The sequence below is a fragment of the Pseudomonas maioricensis genome, assembly GCF_022790535.1.
GTDB classification, from domain to species: Bacteria; Pseudomonadota; Gammaproteobacteria; order Pseudomonadales; family Pseudomonadaceae; genus Aquipseudomonas; species Aquipseudomonas maioricensis.
Map to the genome: position 1 here is coordinate 20,116 of NZ_LOHG01000006.1, position 18,467 is coordinate 38,582.

16 protein-coding genes and 1 pseudogene are annotated in these 18,467 nt (G+C 57.0%); 4 read left to right on the forward strand and 13 right to left on the reverse strand.

Annotated features, from left to right (window positions below; all coding sequences use genetic code 11):
* Window positions 1-90: 90 nt before the first annotated feature.
* A complete protein-coding gene (locus AUC61_RS11110; protein ID WP_243246085.1) occupies window positions 91-981 on the forward strand; it encodes a TIGR02285 family protein in 891 nt (296 codons plus the stop codon).
* 170 nt (window positions 982-1,151) lie between these two features.
* On the opposite strand, the gene AUC61_RS11115 is transcribed toward AUC61_RS11110, so the two are convergent.
* The 11 genes and pseudogenes from AUC61_RS11115 to ffh form a co-directional block, all read right to left on the reverse strand.
* Entirely contained in the window at window positions 1,152-1,448 is a 297-nt protein-coding gene (locus AUC61_RS11115; RefSeq protein WP_243246086.1) for a DUF3509 domain-containing protein, read from the reverse strand.
* 222 nt (window positions 1,449-1,670) lie between these two features.
* Window positions 1,671-3,929 (reverse strand): annotated as a pseudogene (locus tag AUC61_RS11120) (transporter substrate-binding domain-containing protein); the annotation flags it as partial.
* A gap of 173 nt (window positions 3,930-4,102) precedes the next feature.
* On the reverse strand, window positions 4,103-5,512 hold the full coding sequence (thrC, locus tag AUC61_RS11125; RefSeq protein WP_243246087.1) for a threonine synthase: 1,410 nt from the start codon (window positions 5,510-5,512) through the stop codon (window positions 4,103-4,105).
* A gap of 106 nt (window positions 5,513-5,618) precedes the next feature.
* The gene (locus AUC61_RS11130) at window positions 5,619-6,923 is read right to left on the reverse strand and encodes a homoserine dehydrogenase (RefSeq protein ID WP_243246088.1); all 1,305 of its coding nucleotides are present in this window, start codon (window positions 6,921-6,923) and stop codon (window positions 5,619-5,621) included.
* Window positions 6,924-7,026: 103 nt separating this feature from the next.
* Window positions 7,027-7,767, reverse strand: coding sequence for a DsbC family protein (locus tag AUC61_RS11135; protein WP_243246089.1), 741 nt, complete (start codon window positions 7,765-7,767; stop codon window positions 7,027-7,029).
* A gap of 150 nt (window positions 7,768-7,917) precedes the next feature.
* Window positions 7,918-8,814, reverse strand: a complete 897-nt coding sequence (gene xerD / locus AUC61_RS11140) for a site-specific tyrosine recombinase XerD (RefSeq protein ID WP_027902606.1) — start codon at window positions 8,812-8,814, stop codon at window positions 7,918-7,920.
* A 111-nt stretch (window positions 8,815-8,925) separates the two neighbouring features.
* Complete coding sequence (rplS, locus tag AUC61_RS11145; RefSeq protein ID WP_027902605.1) at window positions 8,926-9,276, reverse strand: 50S ribosomal protein L19; 351 nt, start codon at window positions 9,274-9,276, stop codon at window positions 8,926-8,928.
* 42 nt (window positions 9,277-9,318) lie between these two features.
* Entirely contained in the window at window positions 9,319-10,071 is a 753-nt protein-coding gene (gene trmD / locus AUC61_RS11150; protein WP_243246090.1) for a tRNA (guanosine(37)-N1)-methyltransferase TrmD, read from the reverse strand.
* A 3-nt stretch (window positions 10,072-10,074) separates the two neighbouring features.
* Window positions 10,075-10,611, reverse strand: a complete 537-nt coding sequence (gene rimM / locus AUC61_RS11155) for a ribosome maturation factor RimM (protein ID WP_087264526.1) — start codon at window positions 10,609-10,611, stop codon at window positions 10,075-10,077.
* A 5-nt stretch (window positions 10,612-10,616) separates the two neighbouring features.
* The gene (gene rpsP / locus AUC61_RS11160) at window positions 10,617-10,874 is read right to left on the reverse strand and encodes a 30S ribosomal protein S16 (RefSeq protein ID WP_122665269.1); all 258 of its coding nucleotides are present in this window, start codon (window positions 10,872-10,874) and stop codon (window positions 10,617-10,619) included.
* A 247-nt stretch (window positions 10,875-11,121) separates the two neighbouring features.
* Complete coding sequence (ffh, locus tag AUC61_RS11165) at window positions 11,122-12,498, reverse strand: signal recognition particle protein (protein ID WP_087264527.1); 1,377 nt, start codon at window positions 12,496-12,498, stop codon at window positions 11,122-11,124.
* 210 nt (window positions 12,499-12,708) lie between these two features.
* On the opposite strand from ffh, the gene AUC61_RS11170 reads away from it, so the two are divergent.
* From AUC61_RS11170 to AUC61_RS11180, 3 genes are all read left to right on the forward strand, one after another.
* Window positions 12,709-13,524 (forward strand): cytochrome C assembly family protein, encoded by an 816-nt coding sequence (locus tag AUC61_RS11170; RefSeq protein ID WP_243246091.1) that lies wholly within the window; start codon window positions 12,709-12,711, stop codon window positions 13,522-13,524.
* Window positions 13,525-13,537: 13 nt separating this feature from the next.
* Window positions 13,538-14,773 carry an HlyC/CorC family transporter gene (locus AUC61_RS11175; RefSeq protein ID WP_243246092.1) on the forward strand — a complete coding sequence of 412 codons (1,236 nt, stop codon included), beginning with the start codon at window positions 13,538-13,540 and terminating at the stop codon, window positions 14,771-14,773.
* A 256-nt stretch (window positions 14,774-15,029) separates the two neighbouring features.
* Window positions 15,030-16,352, forward strand: a complete 1,323-nt coding sequence (locus AUC61_RS11180) for an MFS transporter (protein ID WP_243246093.1) — start codon at window positions 15,030-15,032, stop codon at window positions 16,350-16,352.
* Window positions 16,353-16,555: 203 nt separating this feature from the next.
* Here the strand turns inward: AUC61_RS11180 and purT are convergent, their stop codons facing one another.
* The gene (gene purT / locus AUC61_RS11185; protein ID WP_122665273.1) at window positions 16,556-17,737 is read right to left on the reverse strand and encodes a formate-dependent phosphoribosylglycinamide formyltransferase; all 1,182 of its coding nucleotides are present in this window, start codon (window positions 17,735-17,737) and stop codon (window positions 16,556-16,558) included.
* Between the two features lie 98 nt (window positions 17,738-17,835).
* A complete protein-coding gene (locus tag AUC61_RS11190) occupies window positions 17,836-18,303 on the reverse strand; it encodes a VUT family protein (protein ID WP_243246094.1) in 468 nt (155 codons plus the stop codon).
* Window positions 18,304-18,467: the final 164 nt, after the last annotated feature.

The following is an 18,467-nucleotide window of genomic DNA, read 5'->3' on the forward strand; positions in this document are numbered from 1 at the left end:
ATACTGCACGTCATGTCTGCGTCAGAACGTCTATCCTCTCGTTTGTCAGTTGACACCTACTCAGCCACTTCCCGGGGAAGACATCCGCGAATGCAGATACGCAACTCGCCTCTCGCCCGACGGGTTCTGGTCGCCTGCCTCTCGGCGCTCAGCATGATGTGCCTCACAGGCACCAGCCATGCCAGGGACACCCTCATCTGGCTGCTACGTGATCTGCCCCCGTCGACTATCTTTTCCGGCCCGGATGAGGGGAAAGGCGCAATCGACAGGCTCATGCCGCTGCTCATCGCCAGAATGCCGGAATATGACCACCAACTCATGCGCGTTAACCGGGCGCGTGGCACGCAAATGCTCAAAGACGGCATTTTCGCTTGCGATCCCACCTTACTCTGGACGCCAGAGCGGACTAAAGACATTGTTTATTCGATCCCTACGTATGCCGCATTCAGCAATGGCCTGATTATCCGCAAGCAGGATATGGCGCAATTTTCACCCTTTGTGAAAGACAACATCGTTGACCTGAAGGCGCTGTTCAACAGCCATAGCGTCAAGATCGGGGTCGTTGCCGAGCGCAGCTATGGCCAGGTAATCGACGGAATTGTGGACACCGTAGCGGAAGATGAATTAAGCGTGCACTACGGCGGCGATGCAGTCGGTAGCCTGCTGCAAATGGAGCGGCTGGGCCGACTGCAAGGGTTGATCAGCTACTGGCCCGAGGCGCTCTATCAAGCCCGTCAACAAGGTATCCCCGAACAGGACCTGACGTTCTTGCCGGTAAAGGGCGTTCCCAAATATCAGTTCACCCATATTGGCTGCGCAAACACCCTGAAGGGACGTCAAGCCATGGAAATCATCAACCGTGAAATGCGCGTGCTGCGCGAAACGAAGCTGGTAGGCTTCTATGCCCAGTGGATTCCATCGCCCAAGCGGGAGGAATATCTGGAAGATGCCAGGACGTTTTTTGGGAAGCCCGGCAAGTAAATCAGGTTTCAGACGGGTTAAAAAAAGAAACCCCGAGCAGCGGGGAGACTACTCGGGGTAAACCGTGGTCCATTCGGGACCAGTACGAACAGGTTGAGCCACCGGAGCACAATGTCTCAACTTGTCGTAAATAGTCAGAGCGTTTATGGACCGTAAGGTTCCAGTGCACTTCAAACAAAACCCTGCGCCGGGATGAACGGACGATCAAGGGCTGCATGGCGCATGGCTGCAATGACACACGGTTCGATTCGGCCTTCGGCAACCATCAGATCACGACGCAACCCGTCGACCACGTCAGTGAGCTGACGCTTGTCGCGTAAATGAGCGGCAGTGAATGTACGTTCAATCACCACTGCACCGGTTACATCCCTGATCGATACCAGTCGCTCACCCAGAATTCCAACAGGCCCGAGAACAGCCTGGTAAGGCGCCAGCGCTTCGCTTAGCAGTAAGCTGATATTTTCCATCTGGATCACCACTCAACAGTTTGAATGCAAAGGTGCTTATCAATGACCATCGCCCTCAGTGGAAAGTTCTCGATGGTTTGCAATGCGACTACCCGAGCATGCCTGTTGAATATGACAGAGAAAAAACTGCCGGGCTCAGGCGTCAGCGCTGAATGGCTCTGACGCAGCCGCGTTACCCCACAGCAAGGTCCCCGCGTTTCATGCAACTACATCGATGGCGTCAACCATGTCGAGCAACGAGCGTGTCGAACCTAGCGCCTTCTCAAGGGCGCTGGAGGGGGTCTGCCCGTTGTGAAGGATGTGTTCAGTTTCAAGCTCCAGCAAGCCAATAATATCCGCCAGCTCCCGGTGTATTTCATGACCTGCGTTGGCCAGGAACGCGTTTTTTGCCTCACTCGCCCGAAGTGCCTGCTCCCTGACTTCACATAATTGCGTTTCAAGCTGCCTGCGTTCGCTGATATCGATCCAGCCACCCAACAGCCCCTGCACTTCGCCATCGGCGCGATAAAACGGTACGGTCCACTGCAAGGCATCAATCTGCTTATCCATCAAACGCATGCTACGGTCAGCGAAAATAGGCTGCCGGGTTTCCAGCAACTTGATGTAGTCCCCATGTAGTTGCTCGGCAGTCTCGCGGGGTATCAGTTCCACATCAATCAGGCGTCGGCCGTTCATCTGTTCGAAGCTGATCCCCAGACTCTCTTCGTAACTGCGATTACAGGAGATCAACCGCCCTTTCAGGTCCCGGACATACACGGGGTTGGGTATTCCGTCGAACAACGCATGCTTGAACACCAACTGGTCGTTGAGTGCCTCTTCGGCCTTGAGACGTTGATTGACCTGAATCTTGAGACGACTGCTCCAGACCAGCGAAACCAGCACCAGTAACAGCGCGATACTGAAACCCCAGTAAATCCAGCCCGGAATCCGGCTCCAGAGGCTGGCCTGCGGAGCAGCAGCCGAAAGCCATTGGGTGCGGATGGCGCGCATTTCGGCAATCGGGAATTCCTCCAGAGCCTTGTTAAGGATATCGAGCAATTCCGGATGAGACTTGACGACAGACATCCGGTCAGAGGACCACCAGCCTTCAACGCCACGGCCAACCTTCAATACGCCTCGCGGATCAAGATAAGCCCCCGCTTCATTCTGTATCGTCGCCACTGCAGCGCCGGACGCGACCAATTCCCGGGCTTCTTCATAGCTGGCCGTAGGGATCAGGTTTATGCGCGGGTACTCGCGCCTCAGGATGCCCTCCAGAGCATGCCTGGCAGGCAAGGCCAATGTTTTACCTGCCAACTCGCGCAGAGAATGCGGAGAGGAATCCCCGGCGCGCAATACAAACACCCAACTGTTGCCGCCAAATGCATAGCTGAAGTCGAGCATCTCGCGACGCTCGGCATTCTCGGCGAGTGTCGTGTTCATCTGAGCGTGACCGCTGCGCATAAGGTTGAATGTCTGCTCGATGGTCGCAGTTTCTTCATGAACGAACTGCAGGCCGGTAATGCGTGATATCCGGGCCAATATGTCGATGTTAAGACCTACCCACTGCCCATCGTTATCCTTATAGATATAGGGCGGGTGTTGTTGTGAAGCGATCGTGACAACCGGGTGCTTGCCAATCCAGCGTCTCTCATTGCGGTTAAGCGCCACTCGCTGGCCACCAGCGTCAGAGCCCAGGCCAAGGGTCCAACGCCCCAATATTTCACGCTTGGTCGCCGGGCTCAGGCTAGCCAGAGCGGCGTCAATCAGAGAGAGCAATTGCGGCTGGTTCGCGTGTACGGCGAAGGAAAAGCTGTCTTGCGGCAACAGACTGTCGTACTGGACCTGCAATCCCAGATAAGGACGTAATGCCATATAAGAACGAGCAATAACGTCGTTACCGATAAAAGCGTCCGCGTCGCCATGGCTGACGGCCTCCATGGCACTGAACAGAGTCGGGGCGATAACGATTTCGCTTTGAGGGTAATCTGCCTGCACGGCAAGCAAATCCACATAACCGTCCAGCACCACCACCTTGTTGCCCTTGAGCCCCTCCATTAGGCCCCGCCCGCCACTGCGACCGACAACTACCGAGCGATCGGCCACATAGCCCGCCGATAAACGCAGCTCGTTGAAAGTACGCTCGAAACCATTTGCGGTCGCAATGATATCGATCGTTCCGTCGCGCAAGGCGTTGATTGCCCCCTCGGGCCTGGGAAATCCACGAACCTGCATCCTGACATTCAGCTTGCTGCCGATCAGACTCAGATAATCGGCACTGATGCCTTGATATCGGTTTCGATCGCTAGCGATATCGATCGGCTCATAGTCGACCGTCACCACGCCGACTCGCAACGCTGGGCGTTCATCAAGCCATTGGCGATCCGACTCAGACATAGCCAGTGGCTCCACCACCATGAACGGAGCACCAAGACTGAAAGACAGGCTTCGTTCGGCATGGCTGGGCTGAGTGAACAGTACCGCCAGTAATAGTGACAGCACGCATAGCGCGCGTTTTCCGGGGGCGATGTTCTTGCCTTCGAAGGCGCCCCCTCTGTTTGCATTTTTCACAGCGACTAACTCATCCGTAAGTGTCTAAAACTCCCGAAGTTTGGCATGCAGAAACGAGAAGGCCCGCTGGGGGGCGGGCCTTAAGTTGTTACACGGATATACCGTTAGAGCGGTTTACCCCGGTTGCCATGCTGGCTAACGAAGGCCTGTATGGCTTTCAGGTCATTAGGCAAAACGGTGCAGCGTTCGTCACGCTCGAACAAATCAGACAAATGTGCAGGTAGCTCTAGCGCTTTTCCTACACCCGCTTTCTCCACTGCCTCAGGGAATTTGACCGGATGCGCCGTGCCAAGGATCACCATCGGGGTATCCAGGCTCCGGCGACAGGCACGAGCGGCCTTTACACCGATCGCGGTATGCGGGTCCAGCACCTCGCCAGTCTTGGCAAAAACGTCGGCAATAGTCTCGCAAGTCTCTTGGTCACTGACAGCCAGGGAGTCAAACAGCTTGCGGGTTTCGGTCCAGCGGTCCTCGTCAACACTGAAACCACCGCCCTGCTTGAAGCTATCCATCAGCCCCGCCAGAGTTGCACCGTTGCGGCCATGCATATCGAACAGCAAGCGTTCGAAGTTCGACGACACCATGATGTCCATGGACGGCGACAAAGTGGCGTGCAGGGTCTCTTTGACATACTGATTACCGCTCATGAAGCGGTGCAGAATATCGTTGCGGTTAGTGGCGACGATCAATTGATTGATCGGCAAGCCCATATTGCGTGCCAGGTAACCAGCAAAAATGTCGCCGAAGTTACCGGTAGGCACCGAGAACGACACCGAGCGGGCCGGGCCACCCAACTGCAGCGAAGCGTGGAAGTAGTAAACGATCTGGGCCATGATCCGCGCCCAGTTGATCGAGTTGACAGCTACCAGGCGCGTGCCTTTCAGGAAACTCTGATCAGCGAAGCTGTTCTTGACCATTTCCTGGCAGTCGTCGAAGTTGCCTTCCACAGCGATGTTATGAATGTTGTCGCCGAAGATAGTCGTCATCTGCCGACGCTGTACGTCCGATACCCGGTTGTGTGGGTGCAGGATGAAGATATCGACGTTATCGCATTTGCGGCAGCCTTCAATGGCCGCTGAACCGGTATCACCCGAGGTCGCGCCAATAATCACCACCCGCTCGCCACGCTTGGCCAGCACGTAGTCCAGCAGACGACCGAGCAATTGCAGCGCGAAGTCCTTGAACGCGAGCGTCGGGCCGTGAAACAGCTCCAGAACCCACTCGTTACCGTTCAGTTGGCGCAGCGGTGCAACCGAGCTATGAGCGAATACGCCATAGGTCTCTTCAAGGATTTTTTTGAAATCCGCATCGGGAATGCTGCCGGTTACGAACGGGCGCATCACCCGGAAGGCCAGTTCGTGGTATGGCAGGCCTGCCCAGGAAGCAATCTCCTCCTGGGTAAAGCGCGGCAGGTTTTCCGGCACGTACAAACCGCCGTCGCTGGCCAGACCAGTCAACAGCACATCTTCGAAATTCAGGGCCGGCGCCTGGCCGCGGGTACTGATGTAGCGCATAAGATTTCAAACCTTCGGTTTGAGCTTCAAGCTGCAAGCTGCAAGCTACAAGTCAAAAGCAGTACGCTTTCACTTGCCGCTTGCAGCTTGTAGCTTGCCGCTGTGTTTAATTGAGATGTTCGACGCGAATCCGGACGACCGGGCCAACCACGTCCTGCACCGCTTCCAGGGCCTCAATGGCGTCATTCATGCGCTGCTCTACCACGCGATGGGTCAACAGAATCATCGGCACCAGGCCGTCATGTTCTTCGACTTCCTTCTGCATGATCGACTCAATGTTAATCCCGCGCTCCGACAGAATGCTTGCTACCTGAGCCAGCACACCCGGATGATCCTTGGCCTGAATGCGCAGGTAATATGCGCTTTCGCAGGCTTCGATTGGCAGAATTGGATGAGCGGACAAGGCGTCAGGCTGGAAAGCCAGATGCGGTACGCGGTTCTCCGGATCTGAGGTCATCGCACGCACCACATCGACCAGATCGGCGACCACGGACGAAGCCGTAGGCTCCATGCCCGCGCCAGCGCCGTAGAACAGCGTCGAACCCGCAGCGTCACCATTGACCATTACCGCGTTCATCACGCCATTGACGTTGGCGATCAGACGGTCAGCAGGTATCAGCGTAGGGTGTACTCGCAATTCGATACCCGCGGCGGTGCTGCGCGCCACGCCCAGGTGTTTGATGCGATAGCCCAGCGCCTCAGCATAATTGACGTCTGCGGTGGTCAGCTTGGTGATGCCTTCGGTGTAAGCCTTGTCGAACTGCAGCGGAATACCAAAAGCGATGGACGCCAGAATGGTCAGCTTGTGCGCAGCATCAATACCTTCGACGTCGAACGTCGGATCGGCTTCGGCGTAACCCAGCGCCTGGGCTTCAGCCAGAACGTCAGGGAAGGTACGGCCTTTCTCACGCATTTCGGTAAGGATAAAGTTACCGGTGCCGTTGATGATCCCGGCCACCCAGTTGATGCGGTTGGCCGAAAGCCCCTCACGAATTGCCTTGATGACCGGGATACCGCCCGCAACCGCAGCTTCAAACGCTACGATCACGCCCTTCTCACGCGCCTTGGCGAAAATTTCGTTACCGTGCACAGCAATCAGCGCTTTGTTGGCAGTGACTACGTGCTTGCCGTTTTCAATGGCCTTGAGGACCAGATCGCGAGCTACGGTATAGCCGCCGATCAGTTCAATGACGATATCGATTTCAGGGTTGGTTGCCACCGCGAAGACGTCGCTGGTGGTCGGTGTACCGGTAATCTGGCAGTTGGGGTTTGGCGTACGCAGGGCAATTTGTGCCACTTCAATTCCACGACCCGCACGGCGGGCAATTTCCTCGGCGTTACGCTTAAGTACGTTGAAGGTACCGCCACCGACGGTACCCAGCCCACAGATGCCTACTTTGACCGGATTCACTATGAACTCCCCGTAAAACGGTCGGCTTGGAACCAACCGTGGAAAACAGCCGTGCAGCACAGCACGGCTCTCTATTTACTCAACGGTCATGGGACACGCTGATTTATTTGGCGCTGAGCGCCAGCTTGGCCACTTGTGCAGCGGGTTGGTAACCCGGAATCAACTGGCCGTCAGCCAAAACGATGGCCGGTGTGCCGTTCACACCGATCGATTGGCCCACTTCGAATTGTTTGGTGACAGGGTTGGCGCACTTGGGCGCTTCGATGTTTTTGCCATCGACCATGCGGTCCATGGCTGCCTTACGGTCCTTGGAGCACCACACAGCCTGCAATTGTTCGTCGCCCGGTGAGCCGAGGCCCTGACGCGGGAACGCAACATAACGAACCTCGATGCCCATTTTATTCAACTGCGGCACTTCAGCGTGCAGCTTGTGGCAATACGGGCAGGTGGTGTCGGTGAAAACCGTGATGTGTGATTTGGTCTCGCCAATCGCCGGATAGACAACCATCTCGGCGGTAGGGATACCGTTGATGGTCTTGGCGATGGCCAGGCGCTCGGCCTTCTCGGTCAGGTTAACCGGCTTGCCGTCCTGGATCTGAAACAGATAGCCCTGCATCACGAACTGGCCATCAGCGCTGGCATACAGCACGCGGCCCCCTTTGAGCTTGACCTCGTAAAGCCCGCTCAACGGGCTGGCGCCGATGCTTTCTACCGGCAGCTCAAGCTTGAGCGAATCCAGAGTCTTGCGAATGGCCTGGTCGGCGGGAGCATCCGCCTGGGCGAACACGCTGAAGGTACTGGCCAACGCAACTGCTGCGGCGGCGATAATCTTGGTCACGCGCATGAAAACTCCTCGGGCGGTGGGCAGACTGGCCGGGGCAAAAAAAGCGCCCGTCAGCTTCAATCTGCGAAACCGGCAAAGCCTACCACATAAGGCCCGTAAACCTTACCCGGACTGACACAGACTGCCTGCAAAAGATGCAGCCTCAATCGCTCAGCCGCGCGGGTGATGTTTGGCGTGCATGTCTTGCAATCGGGCACGGGCAACATGGGTGTAGATTTGTGTCGTGGACAGATCACTGTGGCCCAAGAGCATCTGCACCACCCGCAAGTCTGCGCCATGATTAAGCAAGTGCGTGGCAAAAGCGTGGCGCAATGTATGAGGTGACAGAGATTTGCTGATACCCGCAACCATGGCCTGATGTTTGATTCGGTGCCAAAAGGTCTGGCGGGTCATCTGCTCGCCCCGTTGACTGGGGAACAACACATCGCTGGGGCGGCCCGCCAGCAACTCATCGCGGGCGCCGCGCATGTAGCGTTCGATCCAGACAATAGCCTCTTCGCCCATGGGGACCAGACGCTCCTTGCTGCCTTTGCCCATCACCCTTAATACACCCTGACGGAGATTGACCTGCTCCAGGGTCAGACTGATCAGTTCGGTGACTCGCAAGCCACAGGCATACAGCACCTCGAGCATGGCTTTATCCCGCTGGCCGATAGCTTCGCTCAGGTCAGGTGCAGCCAGTAACGCGTCAACGTCTGCCTCCGACAATGACTTGGGCAATGGCCTGCCAAGCTGAGGCATGTCCACCTGCAGCGTGGGATCGACTTGAATCAGTTTCTCTCTCAGCAGGTAACGGTAGAAGCCACGCGCCCCGGAAAGAAACCGTGCCGTGGAGCGCGGCTTGTAGGCTTTGTCCACGCGCCAGGCCAGATGATCAAGAATTGCCGAGCGTCCAACGTTGATCAATTCCAGGCCTTGTTCCTGCAACCAGCCGTTGAACAAGGCAAGATCACTGCGATAGGCATCACGCGTATTGTCCGAGAGCCCCTTCTCTAGCCAGAGGGCATCAAGAAACCGGTCGATCAGAGGGTCATCGATAGCAGACATGGGTATTCGCGCTTGAGCAGTGCTAGATAAGTTACAGACCGAGGACAATAAAACCCCAGGCACAAAAAAGCAGCCCTTAGGCTGCTTTTTTCTTGCATCGAAAAACTGTACTCAGGACAGTTTTTCCTTGATGCGAGCTGCTTTACCGGACAGGTCACGCAGGTAGTACAGTTTGGCTTTGCGAACGTCACCGCGACGTTTCACAGCCAGGCTGTCGATTTGCGGGCTGTAGGTCTGGAAAGTACGCTCAACGCCAACACCGTTGGAGATTTTACGAACAGTGAAAGCACTGTTCACGCCACGGTTACGCTTGGCAATTACTACGCCTTCGAACGCCTGCAGACGAGCGCGGTCGCCTTCCTTCACTTTCACCTGAACGACAACAGTGTCGCCCGGGGCAAAGGTAGGGATCTCTTTGGTCATCTGCTCTGCTTCGAGTGCAAGGATGATTTTGTTAGTCATGCTGTGCTCCTAAGGTAAATCGTCGGATCTACCATCGATACGTTAACTATCGTCCCGTTCGCGGATGTATTCCGCGAGCAGCTTCTTCTCTTCTCCAGAAAGCGAGCGGCTTTCCAGAAGATCGGCGCGTCGTTCATAGGTCCGCCCGAGGGACTGCTGTAAACGCCAACGCCGGATGTGCGCGTGATTGCCACTTAGCAACACGTCGGGAACACGCTGATCCGCATACACCTCCGGTCGGGTGTAATGCGGGCAATCCAGCAGACCATCAGTGAAGGAATCTTCCTCCGCAGAGTCCGCATGCCCTAAAGCTCCAGGCAGCAGCCGCGTAACCGCATCGATCAGCACCATTGCCGGCAGCTCGCCGCCAGACAGTACATAGTCACCAATCGACCACTCTTCATCGACATGAGCATCAATAAAACGCTCGTCAATGCCTTCATAACGACCGGCGATGAGGATAATCGCTTCCTCCTGCGCCAGTTCGCGTACCGCAGACTGATTCAGTTGGCGGCCTTGTGGCGACAGGTAAATCACCTTCGCCGCATCCCCTGTTGCTTGCCTGGCCTGAACCAGAGCATCTTCCAGGGGCTTGATCTTCATCACCATGCCCGGACCACCGCCAAATGGGCGATCGTCAACAGTGTGATGTCGATCCGTGGTGTAGTCCCGCGGATTCCAACAAGTCAGCTGCAACAGCCCTTGTTTCACCGCACGGCTGGTAATGCCGTATTCGCTGATGGCGGAAAACATCTCGGGAAACAGACTGATCACTTCTATGCGCAGGCTAGCCATTGCTTAGAAGTCCGAATCCCAATCCACCTTCATCTCGCCAGCTTCCAGGTCAACAACCAACACACATTGCTCTGTATAGGGCAACAAGCGCTCGCGATCGTCCAGGCTGCCTGCGCAGGGCTTGACCACCATTACATCATTCGAGCCTGTCTCTAGCAGATGATCGATCTTCCCGAGCAATTGCCCTTGATGGTCGATGACCTTGAGACCCTCCAGCTGGTACCAGTAGTACTCGCCGTCGGTCAGATCAGGGAACAGGTTACGCGGCACGCAGATTTCAAAACCGGCCAGAAGACGAGCTTCTTCACGGTCATCGAGACCTTTGAGCTTTGCGACCAGGAACTTGTTTTGCAAGCGTCCGCTGACCAGCTCTACCTGTTTAACGCTACCTTCGCGCCGAAGCGTCCAGGTTTTGTAATCCAACAGGTTTCCAATCGGATCAGTAAAGGAAAAGACCTTCACTTCGCCGCGAACGCCATGTACCGAATAAATCTTGCCAATGACGATCAAGTCGTCGGCAGTCGTTGGCGCCGCGTTCATATTGCTCAGGCCGCGACCTTGGTCTTGGCGTGTTCTTTCAGCAACTGGGCAACGCGATCGGATGTTTGTGCACCCACGCTCAACCAGTAGTTAACGCGCTCTTCGTTCACGGACAAACGAACTTCCTGACCACGGGCAACCGGGTTGAAGAAGCCAATTTGCTCTTTGTGCGAACCGTCGCGCGCATTGCGGCTATCGGTAACAGTCAGGTGGTAAAACGGGCGCTTTTTGGAGCCGCCCAGGGCAAGACGAATGGTTAGCATTGAACATCGTTCCTGTAGTCGGTGCTGCAAATCTAAGATGCACAGCGGGCATAGGTGCCCGAAAGGCCGCATATTCTAAGGAATATCCGGACTTTTGCAAATGTCTTTTTCTGGCACTTGCTGTTGTGCCATCCAGATTTGCCAGGGAGCCGTCACTTCCGACGGCCTATATAGACCCGCAACGCGGGCTTTTACAGGGGGCGAGCCCCCATGTGGGATGCGCGCAGAGGAACCTGCGCGCGATGCATCACATCTTTGGCATGCCGCCGCCGGGCAACATTCCGCCCATGCCGCGCATCATTTTGGCCATTCCGCCTTTGGCGGAGAATTTCTTCATCATCTTCTGCATCTGCTTGTGCTGCTTGATCAGACGCCCGATGTCCTGCACCTGAGTACCCGATCCCATGGAGATACGGCGCTTGCGCGAACCGCTGATCAGATCCGGATCACGACGCTCAGCCGGAGTCATCGAGTTGATGATGGCTTCCATTTGCTTGAACTGCTTCTCCGCCGCGCCTTGAGCGTTGCCCATCTGCGACAGGTTGACGCCGCCGATGCTTGGCAGCTTGTCCATGAGCCCGCCAAGGCCGCCCATGTTTTTCATTTGCTGCAACTGGTCGCGGAAGTCTTCGAGATCGAAGCCTTTACCTTTCTTCAGTTTTTTGGCCAGTTTGTCGGCCTTGTCCTTGTCGAGGGTCTGCTCGGCCTGCTCGATGAGGCTGAGCACGTCACCCATGCCAAGGATTCGTGACGCGATACGATCAGGGTGGAACGGTTCGAGCGCATCGCTCTTCTCGCCCATACCGATGAACTTGATCGGCTTGCCGGTAATGGCACGCACGGACAACGCCGCACCGCCTCGTGCATCACCGTCGACCTTGGTCAGGATCACACCGGTCAACGGCAGTGCATCACCAAACGCCTTGGCAGTGTTGGCGGCATCCTGACCGGTCATGGCGTCAACCACGAACAGCGTCTCAGCAGGCTTGACCGCAGCATGCAGCGCCTGGATCTCGCCCATCATCTCGGCATCGATATGCAGACGACCCGCGGTGTCGAGGATGACGACATCAATGAACTTGAGCTTCGCTTCCTTTATTGCCGCCTCAGCGATATCTACCGGCTTCTGGCTGATATCCGAAGGGAAGAAAGTGACACCAATGTCGCCCGCCAGGGTTTCGAGCTGCTTGATAGCGGCCGGACGATAAACGTCGGCAGACACGACCATGACGGTTTTTTTCTTGCGCTCTTTGAGGAACTTGGCCAGCTTGCCAGCAGTAGTGGTCTTACCCGCACCCTGCAGACCCGCCATCAGAATAACGGCAGGCGGCGTGACATTAAGGGTCAGCTCTTCATTGGCTGCCCCCATCATGTCTTCCAGTTCAGCCTGGACGATCTTCACGAAGGCCTGGCCAGGGGTCAGGCTGCGGGACACTTCAGTGCCGACAGCGCGCTCCTTGACCTTATTGACGAAGTCTTTGACGACCGGCAAGGCAACGTCGGCCTCAAGCAACGCCATACGCACTTCACGCAGGGTGTCTTTGATGTTGTCCTCGGTCAGCTTGGCCTTGCCAGTCACATGGCGCAGCGTCTGCGAGAGACGGTCTGTCAGGTTTTCAAACATGCGCGATCCTTTCAGGCTCTTGGCGAACCCCGGTTGATGCGGCCCGGCCCGTAATAAAATGGCGCTCGGCGAGCCTGTGGCTAGAGCAGGTCGCGGATTATAGCGAAGACTCCGCTGGACTGACACTACGGAGTCTGCATCTGTGGTCTTTCGTGAAATGACGGTTGTATGCCAAACTCAGCGCCTTTAAAGGCCCGTCCATCAGGATTTATGTTCCCTTTGCCACCCAGCCTGCTACCCAGCCTCGCCGCCGCCTGCCTTTATGCCGCTGCGACTATCTATCAGGGCATCCGCCTCAGCCAGGCGAAACGCGCCGACAAACGGCTGCTCTGCCTGCTCGGCACGCTTGCAGTTGTGGCACACGCCTTCGGACTTTTTTCCCAGTTGATCCGCCCCATCGGGCTTGGCCTGGATTTTTTCAGCGCTGCCAGCCTGATTGCCGTTGCGGTGATTGCGCTGACATTGCTCGCTACCGTGCGCATCCCGGTAGAAAACCTGCTCGTGCTTCTATTCCCGTTGGGGATGATTACCGCGTTGCTTGCGCAGTTTGCGCCGGCAGGCACGGTGCAGCCCATCGTTGAAGAACCGGGCATCCTCAGCCACATTCTGCTGTCAATCCTTGCCTATGGCATGTTCACCATTGCCGTCGTGCAGGCATTACTGTTGTTGGTGCAAGATCACCAACTCAAGCATAAGCATCCGTCAGGGCTGATCAAGAACTTCCCTCCCCTGCAAACCATGGAAAGCCTGTTGTTCGGGTTTCTCTGGGCCGGATGGTCGCTGCTTTCCCTGTCGCTGATTTCCGGCTGGCTGTTCGTCGAAAACCTCTTCGCACAGCACCTGGTACACAAAACATTGCTGGCCTGCCTGGCCTGGGTGGTGTTCAGCGTATTGTTGTGGTGGGGCCGCAATCGTCTTGGCTGGCGCGGGCACAAGGCTATCCGCTGGACCCTGGGCGGTTTCTGCCTGCTGATGCTGGCCTATTTCGGCAGCAAGCTGGTCCGCGAATTCATTCTGCACATCTGACGGTTCGCTGATTATGGATAATTTGCCAATCGCCCCGATGCTCGGTGTCGTGGCCCTGTTAATTCTTTGGGCAGCCCTTTTTACGGCTATTGAAGCAGCACACCTGCAACTCAAAGCGCTGCGCAACGGTGACCGTCAACCGGCCCCGCTCTGGCCTGAGCTTAAATTCGAACTGGGCAGTCTGATCCTTGCCAACACCTTGATCAAGGTGCTGATCACCGTAATCGTCACCCTGCTGTCGATGAATTACTGGTTCTACAATGGCCCGACGCTGGCCTGGATCAGCGTGACCAGCATCACGCTGATCTTCGCCGAACTCATCCCTCGCAGACTGGCAGCCCGCCATCCGGAAGCAATCGTGCACATGGCGAACAGCCTGCTGCGCATTCCGATGAAACTGCTCTGGCCACTTGCCTGGCTGTTCAACTGCATTGCCAGGACGCTGCTACGACCGTTCGGCCAGCGTAACGCACGGGTGGTCGCAGCGCACGACGACGACGAACGCCCACATGCTCATCACGACGGCGTCAACGAACACCATCCTGGCCGCTCTCCCGTGCTCTCAGGTATCCATGCGCTGGACAGCATCACCGTCAACGACATTCTGGTTCCGCGCAACGACGTGGACGGCGTCAATCTCGACGACAGCATTGAGCAGATTGTCGAGCGCCTGATCATCTCAAGGCACACCCGCCTGCCTGTTTATCACAACGATATCAATCAGGTTCAGGGCGTACTCAACACGCGTCATATCAGCCATCTGCTACCCAGAGCAGACCTGACCAAAGAGCAGATCCTCGCCGCGTGCTACGAACCGTACTTCGTTCCGGAAAGCACGCCGCTTCAACTGCAGCTGCTCAACTTCCACAAACAACAGCGCCGCCTGGGCGTGGTGGTCGATGAATATGGCGAAGTGCTGGGCATCGTCAGCCTGGAAGACATTCTGGAAGAAATCGTCGGCGAGTTCGAAAACGAGCAAACCCTGAACAACCCGCACATTCACCCACAGGCCGACGGCCGACTGGTGGTGGACGGCGCAGCCTCAATTCGCGACCTGAACAAGAGCTTGGGTTGGCACCTGCCGTCCGACGGCCCCAAGACCCTCAATGGACTGGTAACCGAAGCGCTGGAAACCATTCCGGAAAGTGCGGTATGCCTGAAAATAGGGCCCTATCGACTGGAAATCCTCGAAACCGAGGACAACCGGGTTACCCGGGTCATGATGTGGCAAAAACCGGCCACTCGTTAAAGCCCCCTTGTTATGCGGGTGGCGCGGTTCCTATAATCGAACCGCTTACCCAGCCCGCCGATCCGTGTGCTACCCGCACCCCGTGTGATCCGGCCAGTCACTCAGCCTGAACGTATCGTGCATTTCCCTGGCCCTGCCTTACCCCCTGGCACCGCCAACGCCTCTCGCCCGCATCCGGGCTAACCTGATCAGCGCTGTACCCCCAATAATTAATGTATGCCTCGTCGAAAGGCACTATGACTGTCAGGAAAACCGCATGACTACGACTTCTGCCGCTCATGAAAATGATAGCGCGCCCGCTCGCCCGGCCAATTCCGCCACACGCGTCGCTACCGCCAGTTTCATTGGCACCGCCATCGAGTTTTATGACTTCTATGTTTACGCCACCGCCGCCGCCCTGGTGATCGGACCGGTGTTCTTCCCCCAGACGTCCGGCACCGCACAAATGCTGTCGGCATTTCTCACCTTCGGGATCGCTTTCCTTGCCCGCCCGCTAGGCTCTGCGCTGTTCGGCCACTTCGGTGATCGCATCGGGCGCAAGTCGACGCTGGTGGCCTCACTTCTGCTGATGGGCGTCTGCACCACGCTGATCGGCGTGCTACCGGGCTACGCGACGATAGGCGCGTGGGCGCCAGTTCTGTTATGCGTGCTACGTTTCGGCCAAGGGCTGGGGCTTGGTGGTGAATGGGGTGGCGCAGCCTTGCTTGCAACGGAAAACGCCCCCAAAGGAAAGCGCGCCTGGTTCGGTATGTTCCCGCAACTTGGCCCTTCGATTGGCTTCCTCGCCGCTAACGGGCTGTTCCTGACACTGGCCATGACACTGGATGACGAGCAGTTTCGCTCCTGGGGCTGGCGAATCCCGTTCCTGCTGAGCGCGGCATTGGTCATGGTCGGCCTCTATGTGCGCCTGAAGCTGGAAGAAACCCCGGTATTCACCAATGCCATCGCCCGCCATGAGCGAGTGAAGATGCCGATAGTGGAGCTATTCAGCCAATATTGGGCGCCAGTACTGCTCGGCGCGGCATCAATGGTGGTCTGTTATGCACTGTTCTACATCTCGACGGTGTTTTCCCTGAGCTATGGCGTGTCAACACTCGGTTATAGCCGCGAAACATTCCTCGCCCTGCTGTGCTTCGCGGTGCTGTTCATGGCCGCGGCGACCCCGCTTGCTGCATGGGCCAGCGATCGTTTTGGACGGCGTCCGGTGCTGATCATTGGTGGCGTGCTGGCGATCCTGTCCGGCTTCACCATGGAGCCATTGCTGACACATGGCACGACATGGGCCGTAGCGCTGTTTCTGTGTATCGAGCTGTTCCTGATGGGCGTGACCTTCGCCCCTATGGGTGCGATGTTGCCTGAGCTGTTTCCTACACGCGTCAGGTACACCGGCGCGTCAGCGGCCTACAATCTGGGTGGCATTGTCGGAGCATCAGTTGCGCCTTTTTTCGCCCAGAAACTGGTGGCGATGGGCGGCTTGAGTTGGGTCGGTGGGTATGTGTCGGCAGCAGCGTTAATCAGCGTGATTGCCGTGCTGTGCCTGAAGGAGACGCGTGAGGCAGATCTGGACAAGATTGCTTAGCTCAGAGAAGAGCACTATAAAAATGCAACTATCTGATTTTAATGATTTTCTGTAGGAGCTCACGAGCACCGCGAGGCAGCGATGGCGTCCTGCCTGAAACACCGCTATCGCGGCCTCGCGGTGCTCGTGCGCTCCTACAGGCCTGTGTTTGTTTCGCGATGGCGCGGTGTCAGTGACACCGCGCTAGTTCCTGCAGCGCTACGTTACAGCTGGACTTTCACAGCCCGCGAAGAACGGGTGGCCTTGGCGCGGGCCGCTTCGATGGACTCGTCACGAGCCAGTGCCACGCCCATGCGGCGCTGGCCGTTGACTTCAGGCTTGCCGAACAGACGCAGTGCGGTATCCGGCTCGCTCAGCGCCTCGTTGAGGTTGGCGAAAGTGGTATTCGTGGACTGCCCCTCCACCAGAATCACCGCCGAAGCCGATGGACCGAACTGGCGGATCTGCGGAATTGGCAGGCCCAGAATGGCGCGAGCGTGCAAGGCGAACTGCGACAGATCCTGAGAAATCAGGGTAACCAGGCCCGTATCGTGCGGACGCGGCGACACTTCGCTGAACCAGACCTGATCACCTTTGATGAACAGTTCGACACCAAACAGACCACGACCACCCAGCGCTTCAGTAACCGCTTTGGCAACACGCTCGGACTCGGCCAGTGCAACAGGGCTCATGGCCTGTGGCTGCCAGGACTCCTGATAGTCGCCCTTCTCTTGACGGTGACCCACTGGCGCACAGAAGGTAGTACCGCCCGCGTGACGCACGGTCAGCAGGGTGATTTCGTATTCAAAGTCGATGAAGCCTTCGATGATGACGCGGCCTTTACCGGCACGGCCGCCTTCCTGCGCGTAGTCCCAGGCTTTCTGCACGTCATCAGCAGTGCGCAGCAGGCTCTGGCCTTTGCCCGAAGAACTCATCACCGGCTTGACCACGCATGGGAAACCCAGGTCCTGCACAGCCTTGCTGTAGTCTTCGAAGGTGTCGGCGAAGTGATACGGCGAAGTTGGCAGATCCAGCTCTTCAGCGGCCAGACGACGGATGCCTTCGCGGTTCATGGTCAACTGCGTCGCACGGGCAGTCGGGATGACGGTGAAGCCTTCGGCCTCCAGCTCAACCAGAGTGGCGGTGGCGATTGCCTCGATTTCCGGCACGATGTAGTGCGGTTTCTCAGCTTCGATTACCGCACGCAGCGCAGCACCGTCGAGCATATTGATCACATGGCTGCGATGGGCAACCTGCATGGCAGGAGCGTTGGCATAACGATCAACAGCGATCACTTCAACGCCCAGGCGCTGCAGTTCGATCACTACTTCCTTGCCCAGCTCACCGCAACCGCAGAGCAATACACGGGTCGCGACAGGCGACAGTGGAGTTCCGATTTGAGTCATCTCAGGTCCTCGTGGAGCAGATATCGAGGGCAGCCCGCGTCAATGCGAGCGACCGCTGTGGAGAAAGGCGCGCAATTTACCACGAAGCCCCGTAATTCTCAGCCAGGACAAGCGTTCTTGCGCGCACGCCAGGCCATGATCAGCCAGACGGCAGTAACACCGGCAAACTTGGAAACCAGCGCCGTGATAATCACTGGCGGGGTCAGCGCGTCAATCAAGCCGAAAAAGATGAAAGTATCCACCGGGATACTCAACGCCGAACTGAGCCACAAACGATCACGCAATGGACGCTTGGTGATGGTGAAAACCAGCCAGTCGATGCACTCGGACACGGCAAACGCCGTGGCGCTGGCCAGCGCGATGGTTGGGTCGGAAGTCACATACGACAGCACCAACGCCGCGAGCATGGCCAGGATCGCACCGTGGCCGAAACGAGTCTGCACCATATCGCGCAGCACAAACACCAACCCACCCCAGGCAGACCAGATTACGTCCAGATGCGGCGCGGCGGAAAAAGCGAAGTTGATCAGCACAACGCTGCTGATGTAGGCAATCAGGAAGAGCATGAGGTGAGGCTTATGTGGCGAGGAAGATGGGTAATGGTATCAGCCGATGCCAGGCGATGGCTTATTTGAAATGAGATTCAACCTGTGGGAGCAGAGCTTGCTCGCGATAAAGACACCGCAGATATCAAGTAGATCGCGCCCAGCCTTATCGCGAGCAAGCTCGG

What these genes read in the sequence shown, in the direction of transcription:
- thrC (WP_243246087.1), bottom strand. Translation starts at nt 5,512, where the DNA reads ATGCGCTACATCAGTACCCGCGGCCAGGCGCCGGCCCTGAATTTCGAA.
- rpsP (WP_122665269.1), bottom strand. Translation starts at nt 10,874, where the DNA reads ATGCTAACCATTCGTCTTGCCCTGGGCGGCTCCAAAAAGCGCCCGTTT.
- AUC61_RS11115 (WP_243246086.1), bottom strand. Translation starts at nt 1,448, where the DNA reads ATGGAAAATATCAGCTTACTGCTAAGCGAAGCGCTGGCGCCTTACCAG.
- AUC61_RS11180 (WP_243246093.1), top strand. Translation starts at nt 15,030, where the DNA reads ATGACTACGACTTCTGCCGCTCATGAAAATGATAGCGCGCCCGCTCGC.
- AUC61_RS11135 (WP_243246089.1), bottom strand. Translation starts at nt 7,767, where the DNA reads ATGCGCGTGACCAAGATTATCGCCGCCGCAGCAGTTGCGTTGGCCAGT.
- AUC61_RS11190 (WP_243246094.1), bottom strand. Translation starts at nt 18,303, where the DNA reads ATGCTCTTCCTGATTGCCTACATCAGCAGCGTTGTGCTGATCAACTTC.
- rplS (WP_027902605.1), bottom strand. Translation starts at nt 9,276, where the DNA reads ATGACTAACAAAATCATCCTTGCACTCGAAGCAGAGCAGATGACCAAA.
- trmD (WP_243246090.1), bottom strand. Translation starts at nt 10,071, where the DNA reads ATGGCTAGCCTGCGCATAGAAGTGATCAGTCTGTTTCCCGAGATGTTT.
- AUC61_RS11110 (WP_243246085.1), top strand. Translation starts at nt 91, where the DNA reads ATGCAGATACGCAACTCGCCTCTCGCCCGACGGGTTCTGGTCGCCTGC.
- AUC61_RS11175 (WP_243246092.1), top strand. Translation starts at nt 13,538, where the DNA reads ATGGATAATTTGCCAATCGCCCCGATGCTCGGTGTCGTGGCCCTGTTA.
- xerD (WP_027902606.1), bottom strand. Translation starts at nt 8,814, where the DNA reads ATGTCTGCTATCGATGACCCTCTGATCGACCGGTTTCTTGATGCCCTC.
- AUC61_RS11170 (WP_243246091.1), top strand. Translation starts at nt 12,709, where the DNA reads ATGTTCCCTTTGCCACCCAGCCTGCTACCCAGCCTCGCCGCCGCCTGC.
- rimM (WP_087264526.1), bottom strand. Translation starts at nt 10,611, where the DNA reads ATGAACGCGGCGCCAACGACTGCCGACGACTTGATCGTCATTGGCAAG.
- ffh (WP_087264527.1), bottom strand. Translation starts at nt 12,498, where the DNA reads ATGTTTGAAAACCTGACAGACCGTCTCTCGCAGACGCTGCGCCATGTG.
- purT (WP_122665273.1), bottom strand. Translation starts at nt 17,737, where the DNA reads ATGACTCAAATCGGAACTCCACTGTCGCCTGTCGCGACCCGTGTATTG.